Source organism: Burkholderia sp. L27(2015) (assembly GCF_009765705.1).
Lineage (GTDB): Bacteria > Pseudomonadota > Gammaproteobacteria > Burkholderiales > Burkholderiaceae > LMUX01.
In genome coordinates, this window is sequence record NZ_LMUX01000009.1 from 276,474 (window position 1) to 300,921 (window position 24,448).

Annotated in this window: 17 protein-coding genes; 6 read left to right on the forward strand and 11 right to left on the reverse strand. The window is 57.1% G+C overall.

Translation table 11 applies throughout. The features are described 5' to 3' along the window. Positions 1–31 precede the first annotated feature (31 nt). The 5 genes from GSQ77_RS06050 to GSQ77_RS06070 all read right to left on the reverse strand — a co-directional run bounded on the left by GSQ77_RS06050 (position 32) and on the right by GSQ77_RS06070 (position 9,915). Entirely contained in the window at positions 32–4,231 is a 4,200-nt protein-coding gene (locus tag GSQ77_RS06050) for an NACHT domain-containing NTPase (protein WP_158900055.1), read from the reverse strand. A 345-nt stretch (positions 4,232–4,576) separates the two neighbouring features. Further along, positions 4,577–5,578 (reverse strand): hypothetical protein, encoded by a 1,002-nt coding sequence (locus GSQ77_RS06055; RefSeq protein WP_158900057.1) that lies wholly within the window; start codon positions 5,576–5,578, stop codon positions 4,577–4,579. Positions 5,579–5,837: 259 nt separating this feature from the next. Then, positions 5,838–7,259 (reverse strand): UvrD-helicase domain-containing protein, encoded by a 1,422-nt coding sequence (locus tag GSQ77_RS06060; RefSeq protein WP_158900059.1) that lies wholly within the window; start codon positions 7,257–7,259, stop codon positions 5,838–5,840. Next, positions 7,249–8,976, reverse strand: coding sequence for an ATP-dependent endonuclease (locus GSQ77_RS06065; RefSeq protein WP_158900061.1), 1,728 nt, complete (start codon positions 8,974–8,976; stop codon positions 7,249–7,251). The genes GSQ77_RS06060 and GSQ77_RS06065 overlap by 11 nt, the downstream gene beginning before the upstream one ends. Before the next feature lie 141 nt (positions 8,977–9,117). Continuing rightward, complete coding sequence (locus tag GSQ77_RS06070) at positions 9,118–9,915, reverse strand: PDZ domain-containing protein (protein ID WP_158900063.1); 798 nt, start codon at positions 9,913–9,915, stop codon at positions 9,118–9,120. Positions 9,916–10,437: 522 nt separating this feature from the next. Here GSQ77_RS06070 and GSQ77_RS06075 point away from each other — a divergent pair. The 3 genes from GSQ77_RS06075 to GSQ77_RS06085 all read left to right on the forward strand — a co-directional run bounded on the left by GSQ77_RS06075 (position 10,438) and on the right by GSQ77_RS06085 (position 12,449). Further along, the gene (locus GSQ77_RS06075; RefSeq protein WP_158900065.1) at positions 10,438–11,010 is read left to right on the forward strand and encodes a PD40 domain-containing protein; all 573 of its coding nucleotides are present in this window, start codon (positions 10,438–10,440) and stop codon (positions 11,008–11,010) included. Between the two features lie 158 nt (positions 11,011–11,168). Further along, positions 11,169–11,735, forward strand: a complete 567-nt coding sequence (locus GSQ77_RS06080) for a hypothetical protein (RefSeq protein WP_158900067.1) — start codon at positions 11,169–11,171, stop codon at positions 11,733–11,735. Positions 11,736–12,068: 333 nt separating this feature from the next. Beyond that, positions 12,069–12,449: a hypothetical protein gene (locus GSQ77_RS06085; protein WP_158900069.1), complete on the forward strand. Its 381-nt coding sequence runs from the start codon at positions 12,069–12,071 to the stop codon at positions 12,447–12,449. A 128-nt stretch (positions 12,450–12,577) separates the two neighbouring features. On the opposite strand, the gene GSQ77_RS06090 is transcribed toward GSQ77_RS06085, so the two are convergent. Then, the gene (locus GSQ77_RS06090; protein ID WP_158900071.1) at positions 12,578–14,947 is read right to left on the reverse strand and encodes a PAS domain S-box protein; all 2,370 of its coding nucleotides are present in this window, start codon (positions 14,945–14,947) and stop codon (positions 12,578–12,580) included. A 350-nt stretch (positions 14,948–15,297) separates the two neighbouring features. After that, a complete protein-coding gene (locus GSQ77_RS06095) occupies positions 15,298–15,648 on the reverse strand; it encodes a hypothetical protein (RefSeq protein ID WP_158900073.1) in 351 nt (116 codons plus the stop codon). Between the two features lie 510 nt (positions 15,649–16,158). Between GSQ77_RS06095 and GSQ77_RS06100 the strand changes: the two genes are divergently transcribed. Both GSQ77_RS06100 and GSQ77_RS06105 read left to right on the forward strand, forming a co-directional pair. Next, positions 16,159–17,955 carry a thiamine pyrophosphate-requiring protein gene (locus GSQ77_RS06100; RefSeq protein ID WP_158900075.1) on the forward strand — a complete coding sequence of 599 codons (1,797 nt, stop codon included), beginning with the start codon at positions 16,159–16,161 and terminating at the stop codon, positions 17,953–17,955. Between the two features lie 139 nt (positions 17,956–18,094). Next, complete coding sequence (locus GSQ77_RS06105; RefSeq protein WP_158900077.1) at positions 18,095–18,466, forward strand: chemotaxis protein; 372 nt, start codon at positions 18,095–18,097, stop codon at positions 18,464–18,466. 273 nt (positions 18,467–18,739) lie between these two features. Here the strand turns inward: GSQ77_RS06105 and GSQ77_RS06110 are convergent, their stop codons facing one another. Continuing rightward, positions 18,740–19,606 carry an SDR family oxidoreductase gene (locus GSQ77_RS06110; protein ID WP_158900079.1) on the reverse strand — a complete coding sequence of 289 codons (867 nt, stop codon included), beginning with the start codon at positions 19,604–19,606 and terminating at the stop codon, positions 18,740–18,742. A 259-nt stretch (positions 19,607–19,865) separates the two neighbouring features. Between GSQ77_RS06110 and GSQ77_RS06115 the strand changes: the two genes are divergently transcribed. After that, entirely contained in the window at positions 19,866–20,777 is a 912-nt protein-coding gene (locus tag GSQ77_RS06115; protein WP_158900081.1) for a DUF72 domain-containing protein, read from the forward strand. Between the two features lie 123 nt (positions 20,778–20,900). On the opposite strand, the gene GSQ77_RS06120 is transcribed toward GSQ77_RS06115, so the two are convergent. From GSQ77_RS06120 to GSQ77_RS06130, 3 genes are all read right to left on the reverse strand, one after another. Beyond that, the gene (locus tag GSQ77_RS06120) at positions 20,901–22,673 is read right to left on the reverse strand and encodes an ATP-dependent endonuclease (RefSeq protein WP_158900083.1); all 1,773 of its coding nucleotides are present in this window, start codon (positions 22,671–22,673) and stop codon (positions 20,901–20,903) included. A gap of 578 nt (positions 22,674–23,251) precedes the next feature. After that, the gene (locus GSQ77_RS06125) at positions 23,252–23,557 is read right to left on the reverse strand and encodes a DUF4148 domain-containing protein (RefSeq protein ID WP_158900085.1); all 306 of its coding nucleotides are present in this window, start codon (positions 23,555–23,557) and stop codon (positions 23,252–23,254) included. Between the two features lie 327 nt (positions 23,558–23,884). Further along, a complete protein-coding gene (locus GSQ77_RS06130) occupies positions 23,885–24,340 on the reverse strand; it encodes a hypothetical protein (protein WP_158900087.1) in 456 nt (151 codons plus the stop codon). Positions 24,341–24,448: the final 108 nt, after the last annotated feature.

Genomic DNA, 24,448 nt, shown 5'->3' on the forward strand with positions numbered 1-24,448 from the left:
TCAACACGAACGTGAATCCTGCCGCGGCCGACTAATATGTACAGTCAATGATGACCGGGCTCAGCAGTGTTGTTTTAGACGACGCCTGCTCGCAAGCACTAGCAACAAGTTCGTAGCACTCGTCAAGCGTTCCGCCAGGTACCAACCTTCGCGTCTTTTGTTTCCGCCCATCCTTATCCGCCCACCTATCGCACAGGAACCACATGACGACATATACGCCTTCGTTCGATCCGAGCGCACGCATATAGTTGTCTCGCAACTGCGTGGTCGGGGACGAATAAAGATCATCGTTCCAGCATCCCTTGACTTCAATCACCAGTCGCACGGTCTGCCTGGACTCACTTACTGTACTGACTGACACCTCGACAAGAATGTCAGTTCTCTCCCCAACGCCAGTCGGATTGTGCGCTCTAACCTGAACTTCGCGATTGACAATCGCGCCTCGAGGCGAGAGGCGATCATTTAACTGGGTCGCTAGCCAGTCACATAGCCTCGGTTCGTGCTTCGGGCAATTTGGCTTCTCGTCCCATAAAAAGTAGACATCTGGATGCGACGATTTCGCTGAAATCTTTTTGGCGATATGACCTAGCTCGTCAAGCACGGCAACACGCAGCTCCGCCTCACTTCGAACTATCCTTCCGCCGCCAATTCCTAGGGCCGAGATGGTCTCGGCTTCGTCATACGGGATCCAGGAATCGCGGGCGGCTTTCATGTGTGCGTCATGCATCAGAGATCCTATCCAGCGCTTCTCTGGATGCCGCTCTGCAATGCGTTCGAGGGCCAAAATGCTCTCTGGCGTCGCTTCTTCTCGCAAGGCATAGAGGCACGCGTTTCTGAAGTCTTGTACGTAGTGCCGCCAGTTGAGAATGCCGGCGAGCGGAACATCTTGCCCAGACGGATAGGCGGTCTCCAAAGTTTCAAAAATTTCCTCCGTGATTCTTTCATTCACGAGCAATAAAGGCACGGATTGGCCAGAAAACGAAACTTGCATCTGAGCAGCCAGTGCTGCCAATGAAGCTGGATCTGCTTGCAGGCGCGGCCAAACAGCGTCGAGAAATTTACGCGGCTCTTGCTGTGCTAGTAGGGCCGTGCATTTAACGGCAAACTGAGTCGCAAGGTTTGGCAGTGACTGGATGCGGTCGAGCACGAAACGTACTGCTGACTGACTGCCCAGGGTCAACAAAAAATCCGCTAGTGCCGAGAACGCAGTCTCGCCGCCCACTGTGGGAAGAAGGGCTTCCAGCCTCGCCCGTAGAGCGTCCGGCATCACAGTTTTGGTAAAGTCGGGGAGATGCGGCAGCTCGTGCTCGATGTAACGTTGGCAGACCTCGATCAGCACCGTTAGAACATTGTTCTGGTCAAGAACAAGAGCGATGGCCAACATCTCGTCGAGGACTGCGCGCGGTTGTTCGTCGGGCGCGTACCGCGCGACCGCGCGGGTCCACTTAAGCAGCAGCGCCTGAAATTCTGGGGACGCGCGCAAACTGGACTCGTGAAGCAGTACCAGCGCTGCGACGCCGGCATCCTCAACGCTATTCGATTGATTGGGTGCGAGATCGTGCCGCGCCGGTTTATTCTCGCGAAGATATGAGGTGGCAAGATAGATCAGTCGATTACGAGTTGTTTCGTCGAGTTTTGCCCAAAGCGCCGCTCGGGTCACTTGGCCGGAAATTGGATAGTACCCGTGGAAGTCGCCGTCGTGACGAAGATAGGACAGTATGTTGAGCCATTCCCATGTGTTGCCCGCTTCCGCGTTTGTCAACGCTGTGAGCATTAAGTCCAGCGATTGTTGGCGTGCCGAAGTTTCCGGTAGCGGCCTTTCCGATTTACGCTGAAGCGCGAACATCTCTCGCTGACTGCTGGCGTAATCCGAGTCGAGCACAACCGGCTCGACGTAACGGGCGGCTAGCTCTACAAGTAGTTCATCTCGTGCGGCCACGTCGACGCCGGCTGATTCAAGCACCCACTCTCGAGCAATCGGGTTGCTAGGGAGATACCACACGATCATATTGGCGAGGATTTTTTGTACGAGCGGTGACCGGTCTTCCCGGCTGTACGACTCAATTAAATGCGTTACGTCCGATTCAATGAGAAAACCCGTTCCGTACAGCAACGTTCCAGCAACGACATGAGGCTCTCCATCCGCAGCACGTACGATTGAATCAAACAGGCGTAATCGACGCTCTGGAGCATTAAGAAGTTGTAGCCCCTCGTCAAATCCTCGGTTGCTGCGCGAGGTGGACAATCGATGGTGATTCGATAGCGCCCGCCAAGCAACTTTACCGAGCTCATCCCAGTGCTCGTCGGTCGACATGACTGCAAGTGCGGTCTTGCTGAACATGTGGAAAACGAAATCGTCCCACGTATGCTCAAGATGCTCGGTGCGAAGCTGTAAGTCGAGCCATGCCAGAAGCCCCACTATGTCGCTTGGCGCTAACTCTCTATTCTCTAGCGTGCGGAGGGCGAGCGCGTATGAGCCGGTCAGATTCCATTTCTTCCTCGGGCGAACCGATGCCATCAAGTTGCCGGTTGCGATTCCCAGGTCGATGGCACATTGGAGAGCGATCCCTTTCAGTTCGTCATCAACGTCTTCAGGCTGATCGTTAAAGAATAGCGGAACGAGAGCCTGTTTTTGGGACTCTGATCCAGCTTCTTGAATAGCATGCCCGGCGCGCTGTCGCACGATGCAGTCATCAGTGACGTCGAGAGCAATGGCAGTTAGTGCATGAAGTTGATGCACTAGTTTGCAGGCAGACGCCGCGTCAGCGGCAAATTCCCTCACTGCATTGTCACGGCTTACGCCGCTTAGAACCTTTTCGAGTTGCCCGAGTAGCTCGGGGTGGGCCAGCTTTCCGTATGAGCGAACAAGCTTGTAGTCGTGAATCGGATACCGACGTTGCTCAATTAACTGCTCCAACGAGTTATAGATCCTCCCGACCTGCGAAGAGTCCGATAGAGACACGCTGCTATCAAACACCAGCAATGGCTCTTTTGCGAGAACCGTCTCCAGAACCTGCTGGCTTTTTTGCCCCAGCCAGGCGGCCAATTCCCGGAGTTGAGGCACAAGTCGCTGGGATCCGTCCGGTAAGGACAATAGATCCATGACCTTTGCGACAGGGAGCGTGAGAGATGCGATGAAGTGGGCCGCGAGAAATTCGGCGTACGTCCGGTGTGCGAATGTGTACAGATCATCGCCTCGTGGTACGAAAAGCCCGGTCTGCAAAACCTCACGGAATTGCTCTCTGCTTGGTTGCCATTTTCTCGCGCCCAAAACGAGTGGAATACTTGTCAGTTGGTCAGTACCTAACAATAAATTGCTTGCTACAGACGCCGCAGTTCCATCCCAATTTATGTCGGCCTTATTGGTCAAAAGCGAAAAAGCAGCGATTAGCCCCGCGAGCTGCAGACGAGACCGGGGGTCTGGTATGGCAAGATTGTTATCTTGTCGTCGTCGCTCGCTTTCCGTTAGTGCCGCTAGGCAGCCATTCTCGTAGAGCGCCCATCGACTGGTGGAGAAAGTCGCTCCTTGCGTGAACTGTGACATTAGGAAGCCAAGTCCCAACGGTTGTAGCGACAGGTAATGAGCCCCTGCATGGTCCAAGCCATCGAAGAAAGCGGCCTCGTCGATCCCCTGTTCTTGTAACCGCACCTTAATCTGTTCACGCGAATAGGGAGCGATTTCGAAGACCGCGACTGCTTGGTCACCAAAGGCTTTCCAGTGATTGCCCAGCGTGTCCTGAAGAGAAAGTGGCCACGCGGGCGTTCGGCAAGCTATGACTACGCGCAGTGCGTTAGGTGAGACTTCGCAGATGACGTCTTCTATAACGGTTTCGGCCCGTTTCATATTCACCCGGCACTCGTCGAGAGCATCGAGAAAGATGATTGTGGGCGTACCCTGAGTGAGGCAATCATGCAGTAGAAGGCGCAGCGCGCCAGCAAGATACGAGGCGTCGGCGTGTCTCCCGAGGTCGATGTAACGCACTACGCGCTCATCGGCGGCTTCTGCCGCCTTCCTGAGAGTATCGAGTTCGAACGACTTACCTGAGCCGGGCTCGCCGAGCAAGACGATAACTTCACCACACTCGGAGAGTTCGGCGGTCGTTTTCAGGCCTGGGTTGTAATCTGCGCGCCATTTCTTAGTTGCGAGGGCGGTATAGCCATACTCGTCGACCTGCACCCCTTTGCCGCGAGGCATCCAATACCGACCCGATTCGATGGAGTTATCGTTCATCTTTTTGTATATGGCCTAGAACCCGGAGGGCGCCGTTGTTGAACAGCTGCGCGACGATCTTTTTACTGAAGCGTGATGCGAGCAATTGTCGGGCTAAGTCTAATGCCCGTACGAAATACGCACAATTCCCTGCTAGGCTCTCTTCACTTTTGCTGCCGACGGTCTTCGATGTCGAAAATTCTCGAGCGTTGTCGCGTTGATCTACGTGAAGACTAGGCCGATATTTGCATTTTGCGACGCCCCGGCCTCTCGACGTAGAATCGTTAAAAGGACTGAGCCGACGAAGTGCCTCACTCTCGTACGTTAGTTGCCGGGACCTCTGTCCATGACGGCTCTGAGATCTGCTCAATCGTGCTCCGTCACCTCAATTTTGTCTCCGACAATCGCGCAAACCTCCGCAATGCGCCCTTTAGGGCCGAATATCTTTTCCACTAGGTCGAAGAAGTTCCAGCCCGGAAGCGGGTCATAAACAAGCGCTAGCGCCGACCGCTGTTGTAGTACACCTTTAATCATGAGTTTCTGACTCCAAAAACGAGAGTCGATTTGATTCAGTCGTGTTACCTCGTTACTCGACAGTGCCCGTCCCATAGGTCGACCACTGAAGTTGACATCGCCAGCGATCAGACGCCACTCCCGTTGCCGATAGTAGCCAAGTACATCCCCTGAATGTGCATTATCCGTCGGATAAAACATGTTTTGAAACGCGTTCAGGATGCCGATACTTTGGTTGAATGGGATACTTTCAAAGCCGACGTACTGAAGGACATTATGGACGTCAGTCGCAGAAACGCTATACTCTGCAACGACCTCGCCGCTTGCCCTTTGATTTCTCAAAGCTAGTTTCAGATCCGGAGCCACGATAGCCCCAGACAGCGCAGCGAATTCGGCGAGCTTAGCTGGGTCGCTCGTCTCCTTCAAATTCTCCAAAGTGCGAAGTACCTCCTTTGTATGATGGACCCCACGCATGCAAAACGTGCTCAATTGACTAAGCGCGCTCCCGTCTGTCCCCTGCGGCACATAGATGACCGGCATCGCCCCAGCTCCTCGAAGCCCCGAAAGGGAGAGTGACAGCGCGATGGGACCGAAGATGGAACTGTGCATGCCCAACTCCGATGCGTCCAACTCCGTGAAGCATGCTCGTCGCTGAAGAACGCGATGTTGCTCGGGACGGCCACTAACCGCGCTCACGTCCCACTCAACTATTTCGGGTGCGAGCACAAGTCCGACATCCATCATAAAGGCAAGAATCTTGAGACCACGTTCGAAAGTTTCATTTTCCGACTCATCCGCACGTGGCCGCGGCAAGCTGTGAAAGAAACGCCGCTGTTGGACGACACTTGAGTTCATGACGGTTCCTCTAAGGTCTGTTCTCGATGAAAATCTAGTTTTGTGATTGGTCTGCGGATGCGGTTGAGCCGTGCGGCGCTTACGTAGGCAATGGCCACTTCAGTCCGTGTCGGTGAAGCAGTCAGCGGTGCCGAAGGGCAGTTCATGGCCGGCTACTGCCCGTCGCGACCAGCACAAATCGCACTGCAAGCGCTAAAGAGAATCGTCGATGCCCCGAGGCCAGCCTTGAGACGAACCTACCTTTCTTCTCTTCTCACGGTCATCGAGCCGGCGTGAGCACGGGCGTTACCGAACAGACGACGACCCGCTGGGCCCCGCGCGTGAGTGCCACATAGAGATTGGGGGCCGTCATAAGCTCCGGGTGCAGAATGACTGCAACGTCCGCTTCAAGCCCCTTGAGCAGCAGCGTGCTTCCGACGGAACGACGTGCGAGGGGACGGCTCATGTGCCGGTTCCGCTCGCGGGTCTGAATCGCGGCGGCGTGCAGGGTGCAGGCACCTCCGGCAGCGGTTCGTACCGCCGACACGCAGCATCGCAGTAGTTCTGGTCGGTATACGCGTATCCCATCTTGCTCTTCCAAGCTGTTTAGAACGTGCAAAGCTGCCGAGAGGCTGGGCACGTCGGTGAAGGCCACAGCGGCTTCCTCTGCTGGCGTCGGAGCATTGCGAGCCCGACCCTGGCGAATGGTCTGAACGCGCCTAAGCAGGTTCGTCGCTCCGACACCTGTCATCACGCTTGCGGCAAAGTTGACCAATTGTTCGAGGGCGTTGCCTGCTGCCACGTCAAAACGGCGACCAAAGTTTGTCAGATCGTCGAGGTCCACTCGCTCGACTGCCGTTGCGCCTGGAGTCTGGCTTGCCACCTGAAACCGGCCTTGTGCGTTTCGAGCGTCACCGATGATCAGGACATTTCCATGCCGATCCGGGGCATTTGCACGAGCGGCGCCGAGCCGTTGTTGGATGGCGGTGGCCGGGTTCAGTTGCACCCACTGGACTTCAACGGGCGCGCCTCGAAGGTCTATCGACTGACCTGCCTGGAGATGCCCCCTTGCTGCTAGCAGCCAGTTGCCCAAGTTTTCTGTTCCTGCCCTGCGCCAGCGCCACGGGGTCTGCAACTGGCCAATTGCGGGGAACTGTGTTTGCACGTTCGCCTGCCAATCTACGAGCCGGTTTCCGGCGAACCCAAAGATGGCCTGCATTGGGTCGCCGAGCACGCACGTCGGTAGCACAACAGCCGCCCAGTCGACGATGACGTGTTGGCTGAGGTTACAGTCCTGGTACTCGTCGACAAACAAGCGGGAATAGGTAGCACGCAGCGCATCATTCACGTGGCCAGCCTGGAGCAGTTGCCAGGCCGCGTTTCGGATCGCCGGGTAGTCCTGAGCGGGGTTGTCGAGGTCCAGGATGCGCGGGTCATGGCCGCTTCGACGCGGGAACTTACTAATGAGACGGATTGCAAATCCGTCAATGGTCGACAGCCTGTAGGCAGAATTTGGCACTCGCGCTCTTTGAAGGCGAGCACGCAGCGCACTAACGCCGGCATTCGTGTGCGTAAGGACGAGGACAGGCTTGGGACCTCCGTGGAGGCTGAGCGTGTCTGCGATAAGCTGTGTTTTCCCACAGCCGGCAGGGGCCGTTACCGAGCCTCGGTTGACCGCGAGCAGATCAATCTCAGGCGGCATGAGTCCACCTGCGAAGTTGCTCGACGACTGATCGAAAGCCCGCCTCAGCGGTCGCGAGGTTCGGTCCGACGATGTCTTTCGCCACTCCCTCGAATTTGGTCACGGACTTGAACCAACTGTTCTTCCCCTTTCGGGAGGCCAGGCCAAGAAGTGTCCGTGTTGCAGCCGAATGGCCGTCGAGGAGGCCCTCGGTCCAAACCGCATCGAGCGTCATATGTCCCTGCGACTGGGACTGGATATGCGCGTTCACCAACGACTCTTCGACAAGGTCGACCGCGCGCTGCAGCAGCCCGCGGATGGCACCGTCGTCTAGGCTCAAAAACAGCTCGTCCTCCAGTGCCCGGCCTGGTCGCCATGTAAGGGCCATCCCGCCGGCGGCAACGAAGGCAGCAACTGATTCCTGCGCGGGCGCCCTGTCGGCATCGACTAGGACGAGCACCCGATAACCAAGCCCAAGGAGAGCCGCTCCTCGCGAGTAGCACTTGTCTGGGTCGCCGCCGCCGACGTTGACGTATGAGCCGCCATTGGCGAGGAACGAGGGGAACCCTTGACTAATCCAATACTGGTCAAGCCCACGCGCAAATCCGACTTCACTCGCCCCTTCACAGACAATGACGGCCTTCGCCAGAAAGGCTTCTGGATCGGCCCGAATGGTACTCTGGACATCGTCGGCAACGCCTACCTGGTGCACTTGATGCTGGGTGCCCTGCGTTCTAACAACGAAGACTTGATTGCCTGAAAGCTCGCGAATCGCGACCGGCGAATGGGTGGTCATGAACACCTGCAGCGGCAACGCAGGGTCTTTCGCGCCTAAGGAATCAAGAAGACGAGCCAAGCGGTGTGGCTCAAGGCCGTGCTCCACTTCGTCGATCAAGGCGATGGTCGCCGCTTCCGCCGCGGCACGTTGAAGCCCTGCGATGAGCAGGCGGGCCGAGCCTGTGCCTAGCGACCGAAGAGGCACTCCGGCCTCGTTATGCAGGGCAATTGCCCCATCCCCGATGGAGACCGAGTGGGCATCCAGTAAGGCTTGAGCTGACGCCCCTACAGGGACTCCGAGAGAGGTCGCAGTCGCGTTGACAACTCGCAGTGACTCTGCGAACTGAGCTCCCGCTTGGTTGCCGAAGTTGGCTCTGGCCTCGCGCGCTGCCCGCGCAAGCTCAATGCCCAAATTGGCTCGCTCGTCGGTAAGCCTGTTCAAGACTGAGCCACGCGTCCATGAGAGGTTCGTGTTTGCAAAGCTTCCAATCCGAGCAGGCGCGAGCGCGGTTCGATCTTTCCACGCAAGGCCTCGCTCTAGGCCTTGCTGCTCGGCACGCTCTGAGAACAGCGTCCAAGACGGCTCAAGGTCGCTCGCGACCGTCAGTCGCAGCGTCAACACGGTCTCGATACCTGCGCCTGGTTCGTCCTCGACCATCCTCGTAGCAGCGTCGAACCCGCGCAAGAACTCGCCGTATGTGTCCAGATTCTTTAGCTCGTCAGGTAATGCACCAAGCGTCAGAGAGATTGCGATGGGCTGGCTGACATCCAGGCTAGAGAAGTCGGCGTCTCCGAAGGGGGCACTTCTGCGTGCTCCAAGGCAGAGGTCAATCGCATCCAGGATGCTGGACTTACCACCGTCTCCCGGACCGATGAGGCAGTTGATGCCAGCTGAAGGCGTCCAGTCCAGCGATTGGACGGAGCGGAAGTTCCTAATCTCGACTCTGCGAATACGTGTCACGACCCCCCCTGTGCGCTAGTCAACACTTCCGAATGGCTAAGCTTTTTATTTGTTGAAAATGCAAGCATACTTATTTTGCCATTCCATGAGGTGTTCCCCTGTTGTTGGGGCGTCTGCGCGACCCATGGTCAGGGTTATTTATCACGGCGTTGCCAGCGCGACACTCTTCTTCAGCACTTGGCCATCTCGCAACACTTGGATTTCAACGGTGGCGCCAAGATATTTTTTTATAGCCTGCTGCACATCGTCGGCGGTATCGACGCGGATGTCTCCAATGGACATCAAGATGTCACCCTTGAAGATGTCGGCCCTATAGGCGGGCGAGCCTATGACGACAACATTGATCAACAAACCAGAATTGGTCCCGATGCGTCGGTGCTCTTCGGGGGAGAGCGGCATTACATGGATTCCAACTGCAGGTGGTTTCGCCTTAACCCAGTATCCAGCGTAGTAGTCCGCGCGGTGGACCGTGATCGGCACATAGGTAGTCGTGGTGCCGTAGGATGTGGTCGTCGCTGAGCCGTTCACATTCGTTGTTCCGTACGCCGGATTGAACGCTGTCCCGTTGAAATTGGAGGTCGCTGTCGCTGTAGTCGGCGTGACCAGTGGCATAACTGCCGTCCTGGTCCCGGCATCGCGTGACGAGAGAACTATCATCTCGGCCCCGATGGCCTTTGCTTGTGCGACGGCGTTCGCCTCCGCACGGCTGGTTGCGTTGCTTTGGAACGATGACTCGCCTACCCGCGCATAGTTGTTTTGCGCGAGACGCTCGTTCTGAGCATCAATGTTATCGGTAACGATCACCCTAGGCTCAACGTCCGCGCGCGGGCCGGTGTGAGAGACGACCTCGTCCTTTGTCATCCCGTTGTAGAACTTCGAAAAATCGTTTGCACATCCTGCCAGTAACAAGATGGTCACGAAAGCCAGCGCTATTCTCATTTTTATGTCCTTATTTGCCTACGCCGCAGAAAACCGGCCGGACGGCGCTGGCAGAAAAGGCATGCTGGATTGCGCCCCAATTGTTTGTTCTTGGATCCTAGCACGTAGGGTCGGCCATGTCGGTCAATTCGTTCAACAATCTCATGGTTTACGTGAGAAGTATCGTGGCTCGGTCAAAACAGCAGACGATGGCTGGGACTGGCTAGCGGATGAGCAGTGGCTCAGCGGATAGTCTTGTCTTTATAAGCCGACGATAGCGGGTGCGCATCAGCGCCCGATAACCGGTGAGCGAGTACGCTGGCGCTGAGCATACGCGGCGTGTTGCGCTTCAGGGACAATGCGCAATCAGCGCAACGCGCGGAACCGCCAAATTGCCTCGCGCTGCGGTATGCTTTTACGGACCGCGTTCCGTTCAATAACTTCAAATCCGGACCAATGAAGACACGGCTTACCTACCTCGTTTCGTTTTGCTGCGTCGCGTTCGCCTGCAGAGCGTCACTTGCTGCTAGTCCGCTCGGGGCTGTGTCCGTTCAAGAAGGGAACATTGTTTATACTGATCCGTCGGGAGCGACTGAGGTACTGACGGAAACTGGCGCAGACGGCGCGCCGAGGCTTTCCCCGGACGGCACTCTGGTGGCGTTCACTCGGCTAACGCGGGACGCAGACGAGGCAAACTTCAATCCTGCCATTCGCGACCTCTGGGTGATTCGATTGAAGGATCATAAAGCGCGTCGCCTTGTCACGGGAGCGCCGGAAGGGAAAGAACAGCCGGAACAGGTGCTTGCTGCCATTGACCACCCCGTCTTTTCACCGGGCGACGATACGGTGTACTTCATGACAGCTGCGTGGGCGACCTCGTCTGCAATTCACGCAGTATCCGCAACGGGGGGCGCTCAACGGTTCGTGACGAGCGGCAATTCGCTTGCGGTTGTGTCTGTGGGCAAATACAAGGGCGCGCTACTGGTAGAGCAGCACCGCTATATGGACGGACACGGGTCGTGGAATCCAGCGGTCCTTGTGTCATCGTCCGGAAAAAAAATCAAAGTCGTTGGTGAAGGTCGGCACGCTCTACAAAGCGTCGAGGCTGAGCAATAGCATCTGCAGTTGCGCGCCAAGGCGGGCGCGTCAATGGCGCAATAGCGCCATTGACGCACACCTGGCCCGTGCATGTAATCGCATGTTTCCCGGGAATCTGAGTGAAACGAGATGTGCTCGTGAGAGAATGCAACCATTGCATTTTCGGGATGCGGATCGTGGACCTATCCGATCAAGCGATGTTGGAAATTCAGCCGCTCGTAGCGGTACTGCTTGCCAATAAGAGAAGTGATTTGCGCAAACTGTGCAAAGGCACGATCATCACAGAGGACGCATTTGGCGCACTGATCTCGGCATGCGACGCCGGTCAGCTGCCGTGGCGTCATCAAATTTCTCACCGCGATTTTCTTCCACAGCACCTCAAATACACTGACGAAGACAGTCAGGCGCTTGGGCACTCAATTGTTGGGCCACTTACACAATTAGCAACGAAGGCATGGCGAAAGTGGAACCAATTTTTAAAAGATCGACGCTATCTCGTAGGCCATATGTTTTATACGGTGGACCATTCGAACTGGCATTTCTTCTATTTTGACAACCGAGACCTCACGCCTTATGAAAATCATTTCAAGGCCGGGGGCCCCCATATTCACCTAATAAATTTTCTCTGGCCGGCCCATAGGTGCGAGTCGTTATGGAATTTTTTTAAGAATGGCAATCCGAAGATGAGTGGCGCTGAGCATATCCGCTTTCATAGGGAACATCCGGGACCGCCGGACGTATAGGCCCAAATAAAAGCGTCTTCGGACGCCGTTTGTCGTTGTCGAGCATGCTCAGGACGTGGGCGTCGATAAAAACGCGGACGCGCGGTTGGCCATATCTCAGACCGCTCGCATGACGGCCGGCCTTGCTCGGTAACCGTCACGTTTTCGCGCAGCCTCGACACCCCCGCGAGTGGACTCCGGGGATTCAGTTTTCTGGCAGCAACTGTTGACAACGCCATTTTTCCTGTCGTCTCTGACCGGTCGTTCTTGGGCGGTCCGACGTAAGTGCCACTGCTCAGCGGACAGTCAGCGTGCGATACTGACAGCCGCTTATTCCTCGATAGCGGGGCACACATGCCAGTCGAAATCGCAGCTACTACGTACCAGTTGCCCGATGGCTCGCAGGAAGTGGAGCTGACGCACAACGGCCAGACGACGCGCTTCACCGCAGAGGGTTTGTCCGAATACATTGAGGCGCTGGCTGCAGTACGAGCCAATCTACTGCCGCCAGTGTGCCTTGATGTTCCGGGCGGAAGGTCGGTCCCAACGCAACTCGATCCGAATTTTTCCACCGCGGCCAACGAGATGGTTAACGGCTCTTCGCTCTATTTTCGGCACTCTGGATTTGGGTGGCTCGGCGTCATCATTCCGTTCGACAAGCTGGTGGCGCTTAATCAAGCGCTCGGCACGCAGATCGAGCAAGCCAAAATCTCTCGGGCTCGGCCATTAAACTAACTTCGTCTGTCGCAGTTGTGTCGGTTTAATTCAGCCGGCGGCGGCCGCCACAAGCTGTCGGTCTTTCCCGCCGATAACCGCATCAAAAACCCGACTTTCCGCACCGTGGGAGCATGCGCGATGCTTGTTTATTCCCCTGAGCAGAGCTTGGATAAAATTGCCTGGATCTGTTCACCCGTGTAGGGCTTCCTTAGCGCGAGCCACTCGAACGGGAAATTTGCATCGTGGGGCAAGTCGCGGCCCGAGGCAAACACGCACCTGAGCGCAGGCGTAACGTCGGTCGCTTTGTGAGCCAACTCTATGCCCGACATGCCTGGCAGTGAAATATCGGTCAACAGAACCTCAAAAGTCTGAGCACCTAAATTCGCCAGCGCCTCCTCGCCCGAGCCCACGCCATGGGGTCGATGGCCAAGCATCGTAAGTACCTCGCAAATCGCTTCACGCGAATCGTCATGGTCCTCTACCACCAAAATGCGTAGGCTGGTCGCGCTCGACACCGTCGTCGGCTGCGCTTCTGCGACCTTATCCTGGCGACGGACGTTCGCTGGGCTAGTTGCGCCCCTCAGCATCTGGCGAACTTTGTATGCGAGCTGTTCACGACTATAAGGTTTGCTCAACAGCTCCACACCAGGATCGAGCCGACCGCCGTGCACAATCGCATTTTGCGTATATCCCGAAGTGAACAGCACCCGAAGGTGCGGCAGCAGTGCTAGGGCCTGCTTGGCCATTTCCGGGCTGCGCACCGGGCCGGGCATCACCACGTCAGTGAACAACAAGTCGATATGGACGCCGCTGCGAATTATCGTCAGCGCGCCCTGGGCATCGTCAGCCTTGAGCACCGCATAGCCAAGCTGGGACAACGTATCCACGACCGTCGACTGGACCTTGGGGTCGTCCTCCACGACCAGAATCGCCTCGCTGCCGCCGACCAAAACGGCACCCTGCCGCGCTGCCGGTTCCACGGCGGCCTCCATCGAGCGGGGCAGATAGATCTTGACGGTCGTACCATGTCCGATCTCACTGTACAGTTTGATGTGGCCGCCGCTTTGCTTGATAAAACCGTAGGCCATGCTCAGGCCCAGGCCGGTACCTTCGCCCTCGGGCTTCGTTGTGAAAAACGGTTCAAAGGCCTGTGCTGCAACATTGGCCGGCATTCCAGTGCCCGTGTCTGTGACGGCCAGCATCACGTACTGGCCCGACGGGACATCGGTCTGGGTCGCTACGTATTGATCGTCGAGCATCGCGTTGGCCAGCTCCAGCGTCAGCTGGCCGCCGTTTTTCATGGCATCACGCGCGTTGATCGCGAGATTGAGAACGACGTTCTCCAGTTGATGCGGGTCCACCTGTGTATTCCAGAGGCCACCGCTCACCACGGTTTCGACCGCAATGGTTTCGCCCAGCGCACGGCGCAGTAAATCGTCCATGCTCCGAAGCAGGCCCGCCAAATTGACCACCAGCGGCTGTAATGCCTGTCGCCTTCCAAAAGCCAACAACTGCGCCGACAGCGTGGCGCCACGCTCGACCGCCTCGATGGCTTTGTCGAGCCGCTCCCGGCTCCACTCGTCGCGCGCGTGCCGCGATTCTAATAGTTCGAGATTGCCGCGTAGAACTTGGAGCACGTTGTTGAAGTCGTGCGCAACGCCGCCGGTGAGCTTACCGATAGCTTCCATTTTCTGCGACTGAAACAACGCGCTCTCGGCCTTCTTCAGCCGCTCGTTGGCAAGCCGCTGCTCGGACATATCGCGAGTGATCTTGGCAAAACCGACCAGCGAGCCATCGTCGTCGTAAATGGCGTCGATCACGACATGGGCGAAAAATTGGGTCCCGTCGCCACGCACGCGCCATCCTTCAGTCTCGTGCTTACCTTCGCGTTTGGCGATGGCAAGGCCACGCATCGGCAGGCCCGCATCAGCATCTTCTTGCGTATAGAATCGCGAAAAATGGGTGCCGATCACCTCCTCGGCGTTATACCCTTTGATCCGCGCCGCGCCTACGTTCCAATTCGTGACGTAACCTTCCGGCGACAGCATATAGATCGCGTAATCAATTACGCCTTGAACTAGCAAGCGAAATCGGCGTTCGCTCTCTTTCACGGCCTCATGCGCGGCCCTCTTATCGCTGATGTCGCGCACGATCTTGCCAAAGCCGGCAAGCTTGCCCTGCGCGTCGTAGATCGCGGTGATCACCACGCTGGCCCAGAACAGCGTGCCGTCTTTGCGGACTCGCCAGCCCTCCGTATCGTGTCGCCCGTTTTGCAGCGCAGCTTTCAGTACCTGTCCCGGTAGACCCTGGCGTTGGTCATCCTCGACGTAAAACACCGAAAAGTGCCTGCCGATGATTTCATCGGCGCGATAACCTTTGATCCGCTCGGCGCCGCTATTCCAACTCTCAATCATGCCGTCCGGTGTAAGCACTATGATCGCGTAATCAGTCACATGCTCAAGCCATCGATAATGCCTGTAGCCGGAGAGGTCCTGCGGCAATGTTCTCTCTGTCATGGTACTAACCCTTATCGTGCCGCAATCTATCGACGATCTCCATCGGAGAGGGAGAGATTTACCTGGATTTTAGCGCGTCAGAAAGAGAGTCAACTGCCCGGCCAAGTCGCCTAGGCCAGATAGCGATAACCTTTCGGGTGACCGCAGCGACTTTCCAATCCCGAGGAACAATAGGCTTCGTGAACCAAACATCGCTTCGGGAAAATACTTTTACCGAATTGCGTTACCGAACGCAAGCGCACAAGAATGCGGAAGCAGCACGCGAATTGCGCGTCGCGCTGGTGCTCCGCGGTTTTCCTGCGGTACTCGGTTTCTATAGCGGTGGAAGGACCCTACGCGCGGGGATCAAGTTATAGCGTCGCTCGACCGCGAAGAAGCGCTTCGCTGATGACATCGGCGATTAGCGGCTTTTCCAACACGATCTCAAAACCGCTTTGCAGCGCCGCTTCGTGGACTGATGCCCGCGTTGCCATGCCGATAAGGCGCGGATGCTTGCCGATACACCCAGCGCGGATGACTTGCGCTAGCCTGTAGTCATTCGCATCAAGATCGAAAAAAATAACGTCGGGATTCAGCGTCAGCGTAGCCCGAAGCGCCTCTCCTTTTCCGGTAGCGCTCTTCGCTTCGTGGCCCAGCAGTTCCAGCATGATCGCCAGCGCTTCGGCCGCTTCCGTGTGTCCATCGACCACTAAGATTTTCAAAGACACTTCAGTCGGTGGCTCTGACTCGGTAACGCTAGACACGGCGACTCTCGAAGAAGATGGGTTAGTCCGTAGGATACTCGATTATCAAAAAGCAAAAAAAGCGATCCCATATCCGTGAAAGGATCGTAATTACCGGTGACCCGAGCGGCGCTTGAATCACTCGAATCAAGGGCGGCGCAATGCTCGTACGTTCGATGGCATGTTTGCCCGCCTCGACCTGCCGCCGGTTGCGTAACTCGGGGCGCCGCCCGGACGGATTGTGGCGGCTCGTCTGCCTTGCTGCGGAATACCCAAGCATGCACACAAAAGAGAGCTTTTTACATTTACGTGCTCGCTGCGCCGGCGACCGGCCGGTCAAACCCGCTGCGTAAGATACGTCCGCCATAGAAGCACCGACCGCGCGACGGCAGAAACGGTGTTCCCCTGCAAGCGGGAACACAGTTTGCTGGTTCGTCTAAGACGACTCGTGCCGTAGGTGCTTTGTCATTCAAAAAAATGGAGCTAGATATGAGTCAGACCGTTGCCGATTTCTTGGTGGAACGTTTGCATGCCTGGGGCGTGCGCCGCATCTACGGTTATCCGGGCGATGGCATCAACGGCATGTTCGGCGCCTTGCAGCGGGCCCATGGCTCTATCGAATTCGTCCAGGTTCGCCATGAAGAAATGGCGGCCTTCATGGCCTGCGCTCATGCAAAATTTACGGGCGAGCTGGGTGTGTGCATCGCCACCTCAGGCCCCGGAGCGTCACACCTCGTGACCGGTCTCTATGACGCGCGCATGGATCACATGCCGGTACTCGCGATTACCGGTCAGCAAGCCCGCGCTTCGCTCGGCGGCCACTACCAGCAGGAACTCGATCTGGTTTCGATGTTGAAAGATGTTGCCGGTGCGTTTGTGCAGCAAGCGAGCGTGCCGGAGCAGGCTCGCCATCTGATGGATCGGGCGATCCGCACTGCCATCGCTGACCGTCAGGTCACCGCCATCGTTTTACCCAACGACCTGCAAGATCTCCCTTACGCAGCGCCCGGCCGCAAACACGGCACGCTGCATTCCGGCGTCGGCTATACCGAGCCGAAGATCGTTCCCTATCTATCCGATCTCCAGCGTGCTGCGGAGGTGCTGAATGCGGGAAAGAAGGTCGCCATACTGGTCGGCGCCGGCGCTCTCGGCGCGACTGACGAAGTGATCGCCATTGCCGACAAGCTCGGCGCAGGCGTCGCAAAAGCGTTACTGGGTAAAGCGGCGTTACCTGATGACCTTCCCTGGGTGACCGGCTCGATTGGCTTACTGGGAACCAAGCCCAGCTACGACATGATGATGGAATGCGACACGCTCTTGATGATCGGCTCGGGATTTCCGTACGCGGAGTTCCTTCCCAAGGAAGGCGCCGCTCGGGGCGTGCAGATCGACATCAAGGCGGACATGCTGAGCTTGCGCTATCCGATGGAGGTCAACCTCGTCGGCGACAGCACCGAAACGCTGCGAGCGCTGCTACCGTTGCTGACCGCAAAAACAGACGATAGCTGGCGCAAGACCATCGAAGGGTGGACCGAAAAATGGTGGAAGACCCTCGAAAAGCGCGCGCTTGAACCTGCCGAGGGCGGCGTCAATCCGCAACGTACCGTCTGGGAACTGTCATCGCGTATCCCCGCCGATGCCATCGTCACGAGTGACTCCGGTTCATGTGCCAACTGGTATGCGCGCGACCTCAAAGTCAAACGCGGCATGATGTGTTCGCTCTCGGGCGGATTGGCTTCGATGGGCGCGGCGGTGCCTTATGCGATTGCCGCAAAGTTCGCATTCCCCGCGCGACCCGTGATCGCGATTGTCGGCGACGGCGCCATGCAGATGAACAACATGGCGGAACTGATTACGGTGGCGAAGTATTGGGAGCAATGGGCCGATCCACGCTGGATCTGCATGGTGCTCAACAACGGCGACCTGAGTCAGGTGACCTGGGAACAACGGGTGATGGAGGGCGATCCCAAGTTCGAGGCCTCGCAGACGATACCGTCGGTTCCGTATCATAAATTCGCAGAATTGATCGGGCTAAAAGGGATCTACGTGGATAGCGCCGAGGCCATGGGCGCCGCATGGGAGGAGGCCTTGTCGTCGAACCGGCCGGTGGTTTTGGAAGTTAAAACTGATCCCAACGTTGCACCTTTGCCACCTCACATCACGCTGGCTCAAGCAAAGGCATTCGCCTCGACGCTGATGAAGGGAGATCCCGACCAGGGCAATGTGCTGATCGACACGGCCAAGCAAGTACTCTCCGCGGTGTTGCCCGGGCACAAGGACCGTTAAGGGAACAAGCATGCAGTGCTAGGGCGCGGCAGCTGACGCTCGGCATGGAGATGCCGCGAACCTTACGACGCAGTGGGAGCACGGTGATCCATGCCCGTTCCAATTCGCATCAAACTCTTTATCCACACAGGAGACGATTATGGGTAATAGCACATTGGACCCCGACAACACCCCATCAGAGCAACCCGTGCCCGGACACGACACACGTGCGCTGGGCCCGAGCGATTCGTCCGACAGCGGCAGCGACACCGTGCATGCGCGGCAGCAGGCGCTGGGCCCGCTCGACGACGTGGATCGCCACGCACTCGAACAGGGTGCAGACGAACTCGACAGTGACACTGACCGCCACGGCACCGGCGAGCGCGCCAGCGCTGATGGTGACTCGAACCTACGTCCTGACAGCGATGTGCTGCCGGACACTATGGACGGTGAAGTGGGCGTGCGTGAATTGGACTTTGAGTCGGACGAGACCAGTGAATCCGATGACGGCGACGCTACAGGTGACATCTAGCCCTCGATGATCCCCATAGCTGCGCTGCGAAGATTGCAGCTTTCACATAGGTTACATGCGATTGGTCTCTGCAGCGTACACGCGTCGTGGACGGTCCGCTGATGCACCGTCCCGCCTATGCGTGGGTCAGCCGGGCGCGTACCGCCGCGCGTCGTATCCGCGCAATCAGCTATATAGCTGACCGCCGTGACGCGCACAACCTGACCGCCTGTTTCTTGGAGGGCGCAGGCCGTAGCGCGACGCGCTATCGGCACTTACTAGACAGATGCGCGATCAAATAATCGGTGTGCCACCGGTGATCGCAATAGTGGCACCCGATACGTAGCTCGCTTCGTCCGACGCGAGCAACACATAGACGGGCGCCAATTCCGCAGGTTGACCGGGGCGTTTCATCGGCACCTGGCTGCCAAAGTTCTTCACCGCGTCGGCGGGCATGGTGGCCGGAATCAGTGGCGTCCAAATCGGACCGGGCGCCACGCAGTTGGCACGTATGCCTTTTTCTGCCAGTAACTGGGCAAGGCCACCGGTGAAGTTCTGGATCGCCGCTTTCGTTGCAGCGTACGCCAACAAGGTCGGATTCGGCTTGTCAGCGTTTACGGAGGTGGTGTTGACAATCGCGCTGCCCCTAGGCATATGCGCCACTGCTGCCTTGGACAAACGAAACATCGCGCCGATGTTGGTATCGAACGTCCGATCCCAGTCCTCATCGCTGATTTCATCGAGTGCCTTGTAGGTCATCTGGAAGGCAGCGTTGTTGACGAGAATGTCGATCTTGCCGAACGCGTCGACGGCCAAGCGAACAACCTCACGACAGTGCGCCGGATCGGCAATGTCGCCCGGGATCAGTAGCGCTCCGCAGCCGGCTTTCCTGATCCATGCTTCGGTCTCGCGCGCCTCATCGTGCTCGTTCAGATAGGAGATCACCACATCCGCGCCCTCGCGCGCGTACGCGATTGCGACAGCGCGCCCGATGCCGCTGTCGCCACCGGTAATCAGCGCAGTTTTTCCACTCAGACGACCCGAGCCTCGGTAGCTATTTTCTCCATGATCCGGCGGAGGATTCATCGGTGCCAAGCGCCCTGGTACTTGGTCCTGCTGTTGAGCTGGAAACGGCGGGCTGGGATAGATCTTCTCGCTCATGAACGGCTCCTTGATGTCAGGGTGTGAACCGGATTTCAAACTACGTAAAAATCACCGGTACACTGATTCGTCCGCGCGTCGTGCATGGACAAGTACCTGCATCGTTAGCAAACTGTATTCCTGGCTCGCGCCGATGTGAGGTCTTTACCACGCGTGGGAACACCGATTGCTGCGTCTCAAACGTCTCAATCATTACCTCCCCCCAAAAACGGCCAGGGTGAGGGGATAAAGTGGCGGGGAACGCGCCAAGGAAGCTCCCATGACGATCAAAGTTGGGACCGCTAGTTGGACCGATCCCACCCTCATCAAATCCAAGCGATTCTACCCGCCGGGTTGCTCCTCGGCCGAGGGACGCTTACGCTTTTACGCCACGCAATTCCCACTCGTCGAAGTCGACAGCAGCTATTACGCAATGCCCAGCGCGACCAATTCGGTGTTATGGGCCGAGCGCACGCCAGGCGACTTCACGTTCAACATTAAGGCGTTTCGGTTATTCACCGGTCACCAAACCGACCGCGCGATGTTTCCGAAGGACATGCAGGCAGCACTGCCGCAGAACGGGAAGAAGAATTTGTACTACCGCCAGGTGCCCGGCGACGTCCTTCAGGAATTGTGGCGTCGATACCTGGAAGCCATCGAGCCGCTGCGTGAGGCAGGCAAGCTCGGCGCAGTCCATTTCCAGTTCGCGCCGTGGATGCTCAACAATATAGAAGGCAGGAAGCACGTTGAGCATTGCGCCGATGTGATGGCCGGCTACACCATGGCGGTCGAATTTCGACATGAGTCGTGGTTCGCCGATGCCGAGCGCACGGCCCGCACGCTGGCGTTTGAGCGAGAGCGAGGATTGGTGAATGTCATCGTCGACGAGCCGCAGGGGCCGGCCAACAGCATTCCAGCAGTATGGGAAGTGACGAACGATGATTTAGCGCTGTTGCGGCTCCACGGACGCAATCATGCGACGTGGAATATTCAAGGTGCCACGGCGTCTTCTGCTCGGTTCAATTACGACTACGACGATGACGAGTTGGATGGTCTCGCGACTCAGATTTACGAGATATCGCGGGCCGTCGCACAGACGCATGTCGTCTTCAATAATAACTTCGAGGATCAAGGACAACGTAACGCGCAGACTCTAATGAGCATCCTCGGGGCGGGCACGATCTCGTCATGATCCGTTTCGATGGCGGTGGGCAAAGGCCGCATCCTGGCGCCCGCATCGGGCGGCCGTTGACCCGTCGTCGCCGTTAGTGGTGCTGAAATGGAATGCAGGAGAAGCAGTTGATCCGTTCGGCCACTACTGCGTCTTATTCACAGGGAAAAGATGTCTGTCGACTATCTTCATGAAGCTGAATGCTCGCTTTTCGCTGGGGTAGCTGAGATTGGTTGCCAGCGGTATAGCCGATTGGATCCAGTTGCGCTTGTCTGACGTGTACTCAAGCCCAACGTCCGACAGCATTGACTCCAACTCGCCATAGCGATTGATGAACAGCCCTGCATTGGCGCAGATCTCGAAGATCGTCTCGAACGCCGCCTTCCCGTCGTCGTTGAACGCTTCAACGCCACGTGCTTTGGCATCGGCCCAAGGCTTGCCGTCGTCGATAGCTTTGCGAATCGTTCCATCAACCCGTTTCAGCGCCTTGTCCGTCGCACTGTCGTCACCGTTCGTGCTCACCCTGGCGAGATCGCTAGCGGCTGCCTCAATTGCCTTCAATAGCGCGTCAGCTCTCTCGTTAACGGTCTTCCCAGTGACTGACTTTGCAAGCGTGCTTTGCGCTTGGGTGAGTTGTGCGGTTTGGGCTTCGTCGATATTCAGTGCACCAATCTGCTTGGAGAATTCATCTGCGTTGTTGAGGACATCAATGTCGACGATTCCTGCGGTGCGTACACCAAGGTCCCGATAAAGCGAGGCTATTCGCGGCACGGTTTGCTTATTGTCCGCGCTGACGAAGTGAATGTCCGCATTCGGGTGTATCTTGCTAAAAATCGTCTCGTAGAACCGAGCGTCGGAATCCGCCTCTACTACAATAGCCGCAGAGGAGAATAGCCCGTCGATGACGCGATGTGACGCCAAGAGGGGATCCTTTGTGATCTCTGATAGGCGACTCGGTGCGAGCTGTCGGAAGGCATTCGCATCTCCAATGCGGTCGATCCTAACTACGGATATATCGTTCTTCACCGATAGCACGCCTCTGAGTACGTCTGCACTATGCGTAGCGATCACTAGCTGCTTGCTCGGGCCGCTGCGGCTCGCGATAAGCCTTCCCAACGCGTGTGCCTGCGGAGGATGCAGAAAGGCTTCGGGTTCGTCAATCAGGCAAACTGGCCGGTCCATGACCAGCAGGGCCGCCACTATCCCAACGAAGCTTCGCAATCCGTCGCCTTGATTATCGAGCTTTTCTAACTCTTTGAGGACCGAGTGAGCGTCGCGCGGATCCGGGGGGATAGGGCCGAGCGTATCTTTCACTCTCAGGCAGAGCTCAGTCGGAAGCGTGAAGTCAAGAGCGAGTTCAACGCCAAACGTCGCTTTAACGATCTGGCGCAGTTCAAGTTCTTTCTGCGTGCCTTTGAGATACAACTGCTGGAGCAGCGTCGCTGGATTGTCATTTGAGACGTTGGGGCCGGTAACGAGAAGGTGTAGCCGATTTTCGGTTAGCAGATGCGTTGTCAGCCTCGATCCAATCACCTGAGCAATGGTTGCTTTGTCCCGCTGTGCAATCCCTTGACGCCAACTTTCTAGGACTACCTTAGGTGGCCCCCCCCAATTCATACTCGCCGTACCTTGTAGCGACGGGTTGAGGGAATTGACACTGATTCCGGCCGCACTATCGGTGCCTCGAAGCGCCGCATACGCTTCAAAAGCGGCGTTGAGATCGGTCGGAACCGAAGTGGTGGCGTTCTTGATGACCTTAGCATTCAGGCCATACGATGGCGTAGTAGTGATCTCGGATAGGTCTTTCAATGCGCGACTCTTCCCGGCGTTGTTGGGGCCGATGATCACCGTCAGATCTCCAAGGTTGACCTTGGTCCCATCGTTGCTTTCAAACTCTTCCAAACGGTATACGTACACGAGTTTGCTCCCTTCGCATTTTGAGCTGTGGTGTCGCGTCCATTCTACAGCCGCGACTTCTGTTGCATTTTCTGTCTCAAATCAAATGGCGTATTTGTCGATTCTCTTATCTATCCCGTCGCATCAAGTCTGCCCACGTGTTTGCGTAGGCTCGGGTCAGAGGTGGTACTTGCGTGCGGCTTCAGGGGGATAGTCAGTATCGCTGAACACGCTTTAGGTCGAGTACACTAGCTCTCATTGTAGGGAGCCAATATGCACATGTCGGATGTCTGTAACGGCTGGGGAATTACCGCGACGGCAGAGCATGTCACAGGCGGACTTACGCGGGGCTTCGTCTCGGTAGGTGCGGCAGTCCGTGTCAATGGCGGTGAGCCGGTGGCTCATAAGTTTGATGACATTGGCGGCCCGTTCGATACCGAACACGAAGCAATAGAGAATGCTCTTGAGTGGCTACGTGCATGGGCAGAATTGGAATGTGACGCCGGACAGCGATAAAAAGCCCGCATTGAGCGGGCCTGTGAGATGTTGCTGGTTATACGGGCGTACTCAGGGCCTCCCATCCCCTTGCTGCATCGCGATTAGTGCGTGCCGGTCCCGGGTTGGGCCTGTGGTCCCGTGCCGTTCGGACTTACTCCGGCTCCCGTACCACCGGCCTGTCCCTGAGAACGCTTTTCGGCGGCCTGGATGTCGTTCGGGTATTGTGGGTCGTCTCCCGCTCCGGGCCGATAGCCGTTTTGTTCCAGCGTTTTGAGTTGCTGCTTTTGCTGGGTGCGCGTGGTCGTGCTGCCCTGCGACGGCGTGGTGGTCTGCGCGTTTGCTACATTCACGGCCAGCGCAACGCTAAGCACACTTGTGGCACCGAGTGCCTTGATGAAGTTCGACATGGATACTCTCCTTTTCCGGTAGATAACTGAGGAGCAGAACAGCATCCATCGTGCCCAGTGGGCTGTCGGAAGTGACGGCGTACCACCTGACGCCGCCGCGCAGCGTTGCGACTAACGCGGCCAGATAAACTCGCTTCTGTGTAAAACCTACACAAAACTGTGATTTTTGGGCATTTTCGTGCGGTTTTGCCACTATCTCAAAATTGGCTAGTGTTCTTCGCGCCGCAATTGATTGCGGACGGACGTAAAAAAGCCCACTCAGTGGTGGGCAGTAGCAGGTCGAAAACAGGCGACGCGATTTCTCGAAGCAGTATGCGCGCGCGAGGCTCAGCTTCGCTTCTTTCTGCGGAACCCTCGCCGCACCCATCCGACTGCAATGAATAGCGCGCCGACCGTCCCGCTTATCCAGCCCACCGTCGAAATTGCGCTATCAGCGGCTTCGGTATTTGCCGCCGTGATTGCGGCGTCGCGCTTCTGAGCTTGCAGCTTGGCATACTGGTCGCGGGGCTGCTCTGTGCCGTCACATGCTTGAGACCGCGCACTCAGCAGCGTCGAAAACAGGTCGGATTTCGGCCCGGTATCGCCAGACAGCGGCTGGCTAGACGACACACCCGTCTGTGGTTGTGGTGTCGCTTGATGACAAGAATCGTAGTTGTCGAGTGCATTCTTGTAGGCGTCGTCGGCTTGCTGCTGTGCATAGTGCGCGTTTTCCACATAAGTCCATCCGGACGACGCGCCAACTACTACGGTCAAGACCACCCAAATACGAGTCCATCCGTTCATTTCGCCCCCTTCGATTTAGGCTTATTGCTGGTCAATCTCGATTTTTTGGTCGGGGTCGTCGTTGAACGTCGGGCCTTTGCAACGGCAATCCAATCAGCGCCTAAGCGA

Coding starts and splice junctions, on each gene's coding strand:
- GSQ77_RS06050 (WP_158900055.1), bottom strand. CDS start 4,231: ATGAACGATAACTCCATCGAATCGGGTCGGTATTGGATGCCTCGCGGC.
- GSQ77_RS06055 (WP_158900057.1), bottom strand. CDS start 5,578: ATGAACTCAAGTGTCGTCCAACAGCGGCGTTTCTTTCACAGCTTGCCG.
- GSQ77_RS06060 (WP_158900059.1), bottom strand. CDS start 7,259: ATGCCGCCTGAGATTGATCTGCTCGCGGTCAACCGAGGCTCGGTAACG.
- GSQ77_RS06070 (WP_158900063.1), bottom strand. CDS start 9,915: ATGAGAATAGCGCTGGCTTTCGTGACCATCTTGTTACTGGCAGGATGT.
- GSQ77_RS06085 (WP_158900069.1), top strand. CDS start 12,069: ATGCCAGTCGAAATCGCAGCTACTACGTACCAGTTGCCCGATGGCTCG.
- GSQ77_RS06090 (WP_158900071.1), bottom strand. CDS start 14,947: ATGACAGAGAGAACATTGCCGCAGGACCTCTCCGGCTACAGGCATTAT.
- GSQ77_RS06100 (WP_158900075.1), top strand. CDS start 16,159: ATGAGTCAGACCGTTGCCGATTTCTTGGTGGAACGTTTGCATGCCTGG.
- GSQ77_RS06105 (WP_158900077.1), top strand. CDS start 18,095: ATGGGTAATAGCACATTGGACCCCGACAACACCCCATCAGAGCAACCC.
- GSQ77_RS06110 (WP_158900079.1), bottom strand. CDS start 19,606: ATGAGCGAGAAGATCTATCCCAGCCCGCCGTTTCCAGCTCAACAGCAG.
- GSQ77_RS06115 (WP_158900081.1), top strand. CDS start 19,866: ATGACGATCAAAGTTGGGACCGCTAGTTGGACCGATCCCACCCTCATC.
- GSQ77_RS06125 (WP_158900085.1), bottom strand. CDS start 23,557: ATGTCGAACTTCATCAAGGCACTCGGTGCCACAAGTGTGCTTAGCGTT.
- GSQ77_RS06130 (WP_158900087.1), bottom strand. CDS start 24,340: ATGAACGGATGGACTCGTATTTGGGTGGTCTTGACCGTAGTAGTTGGC.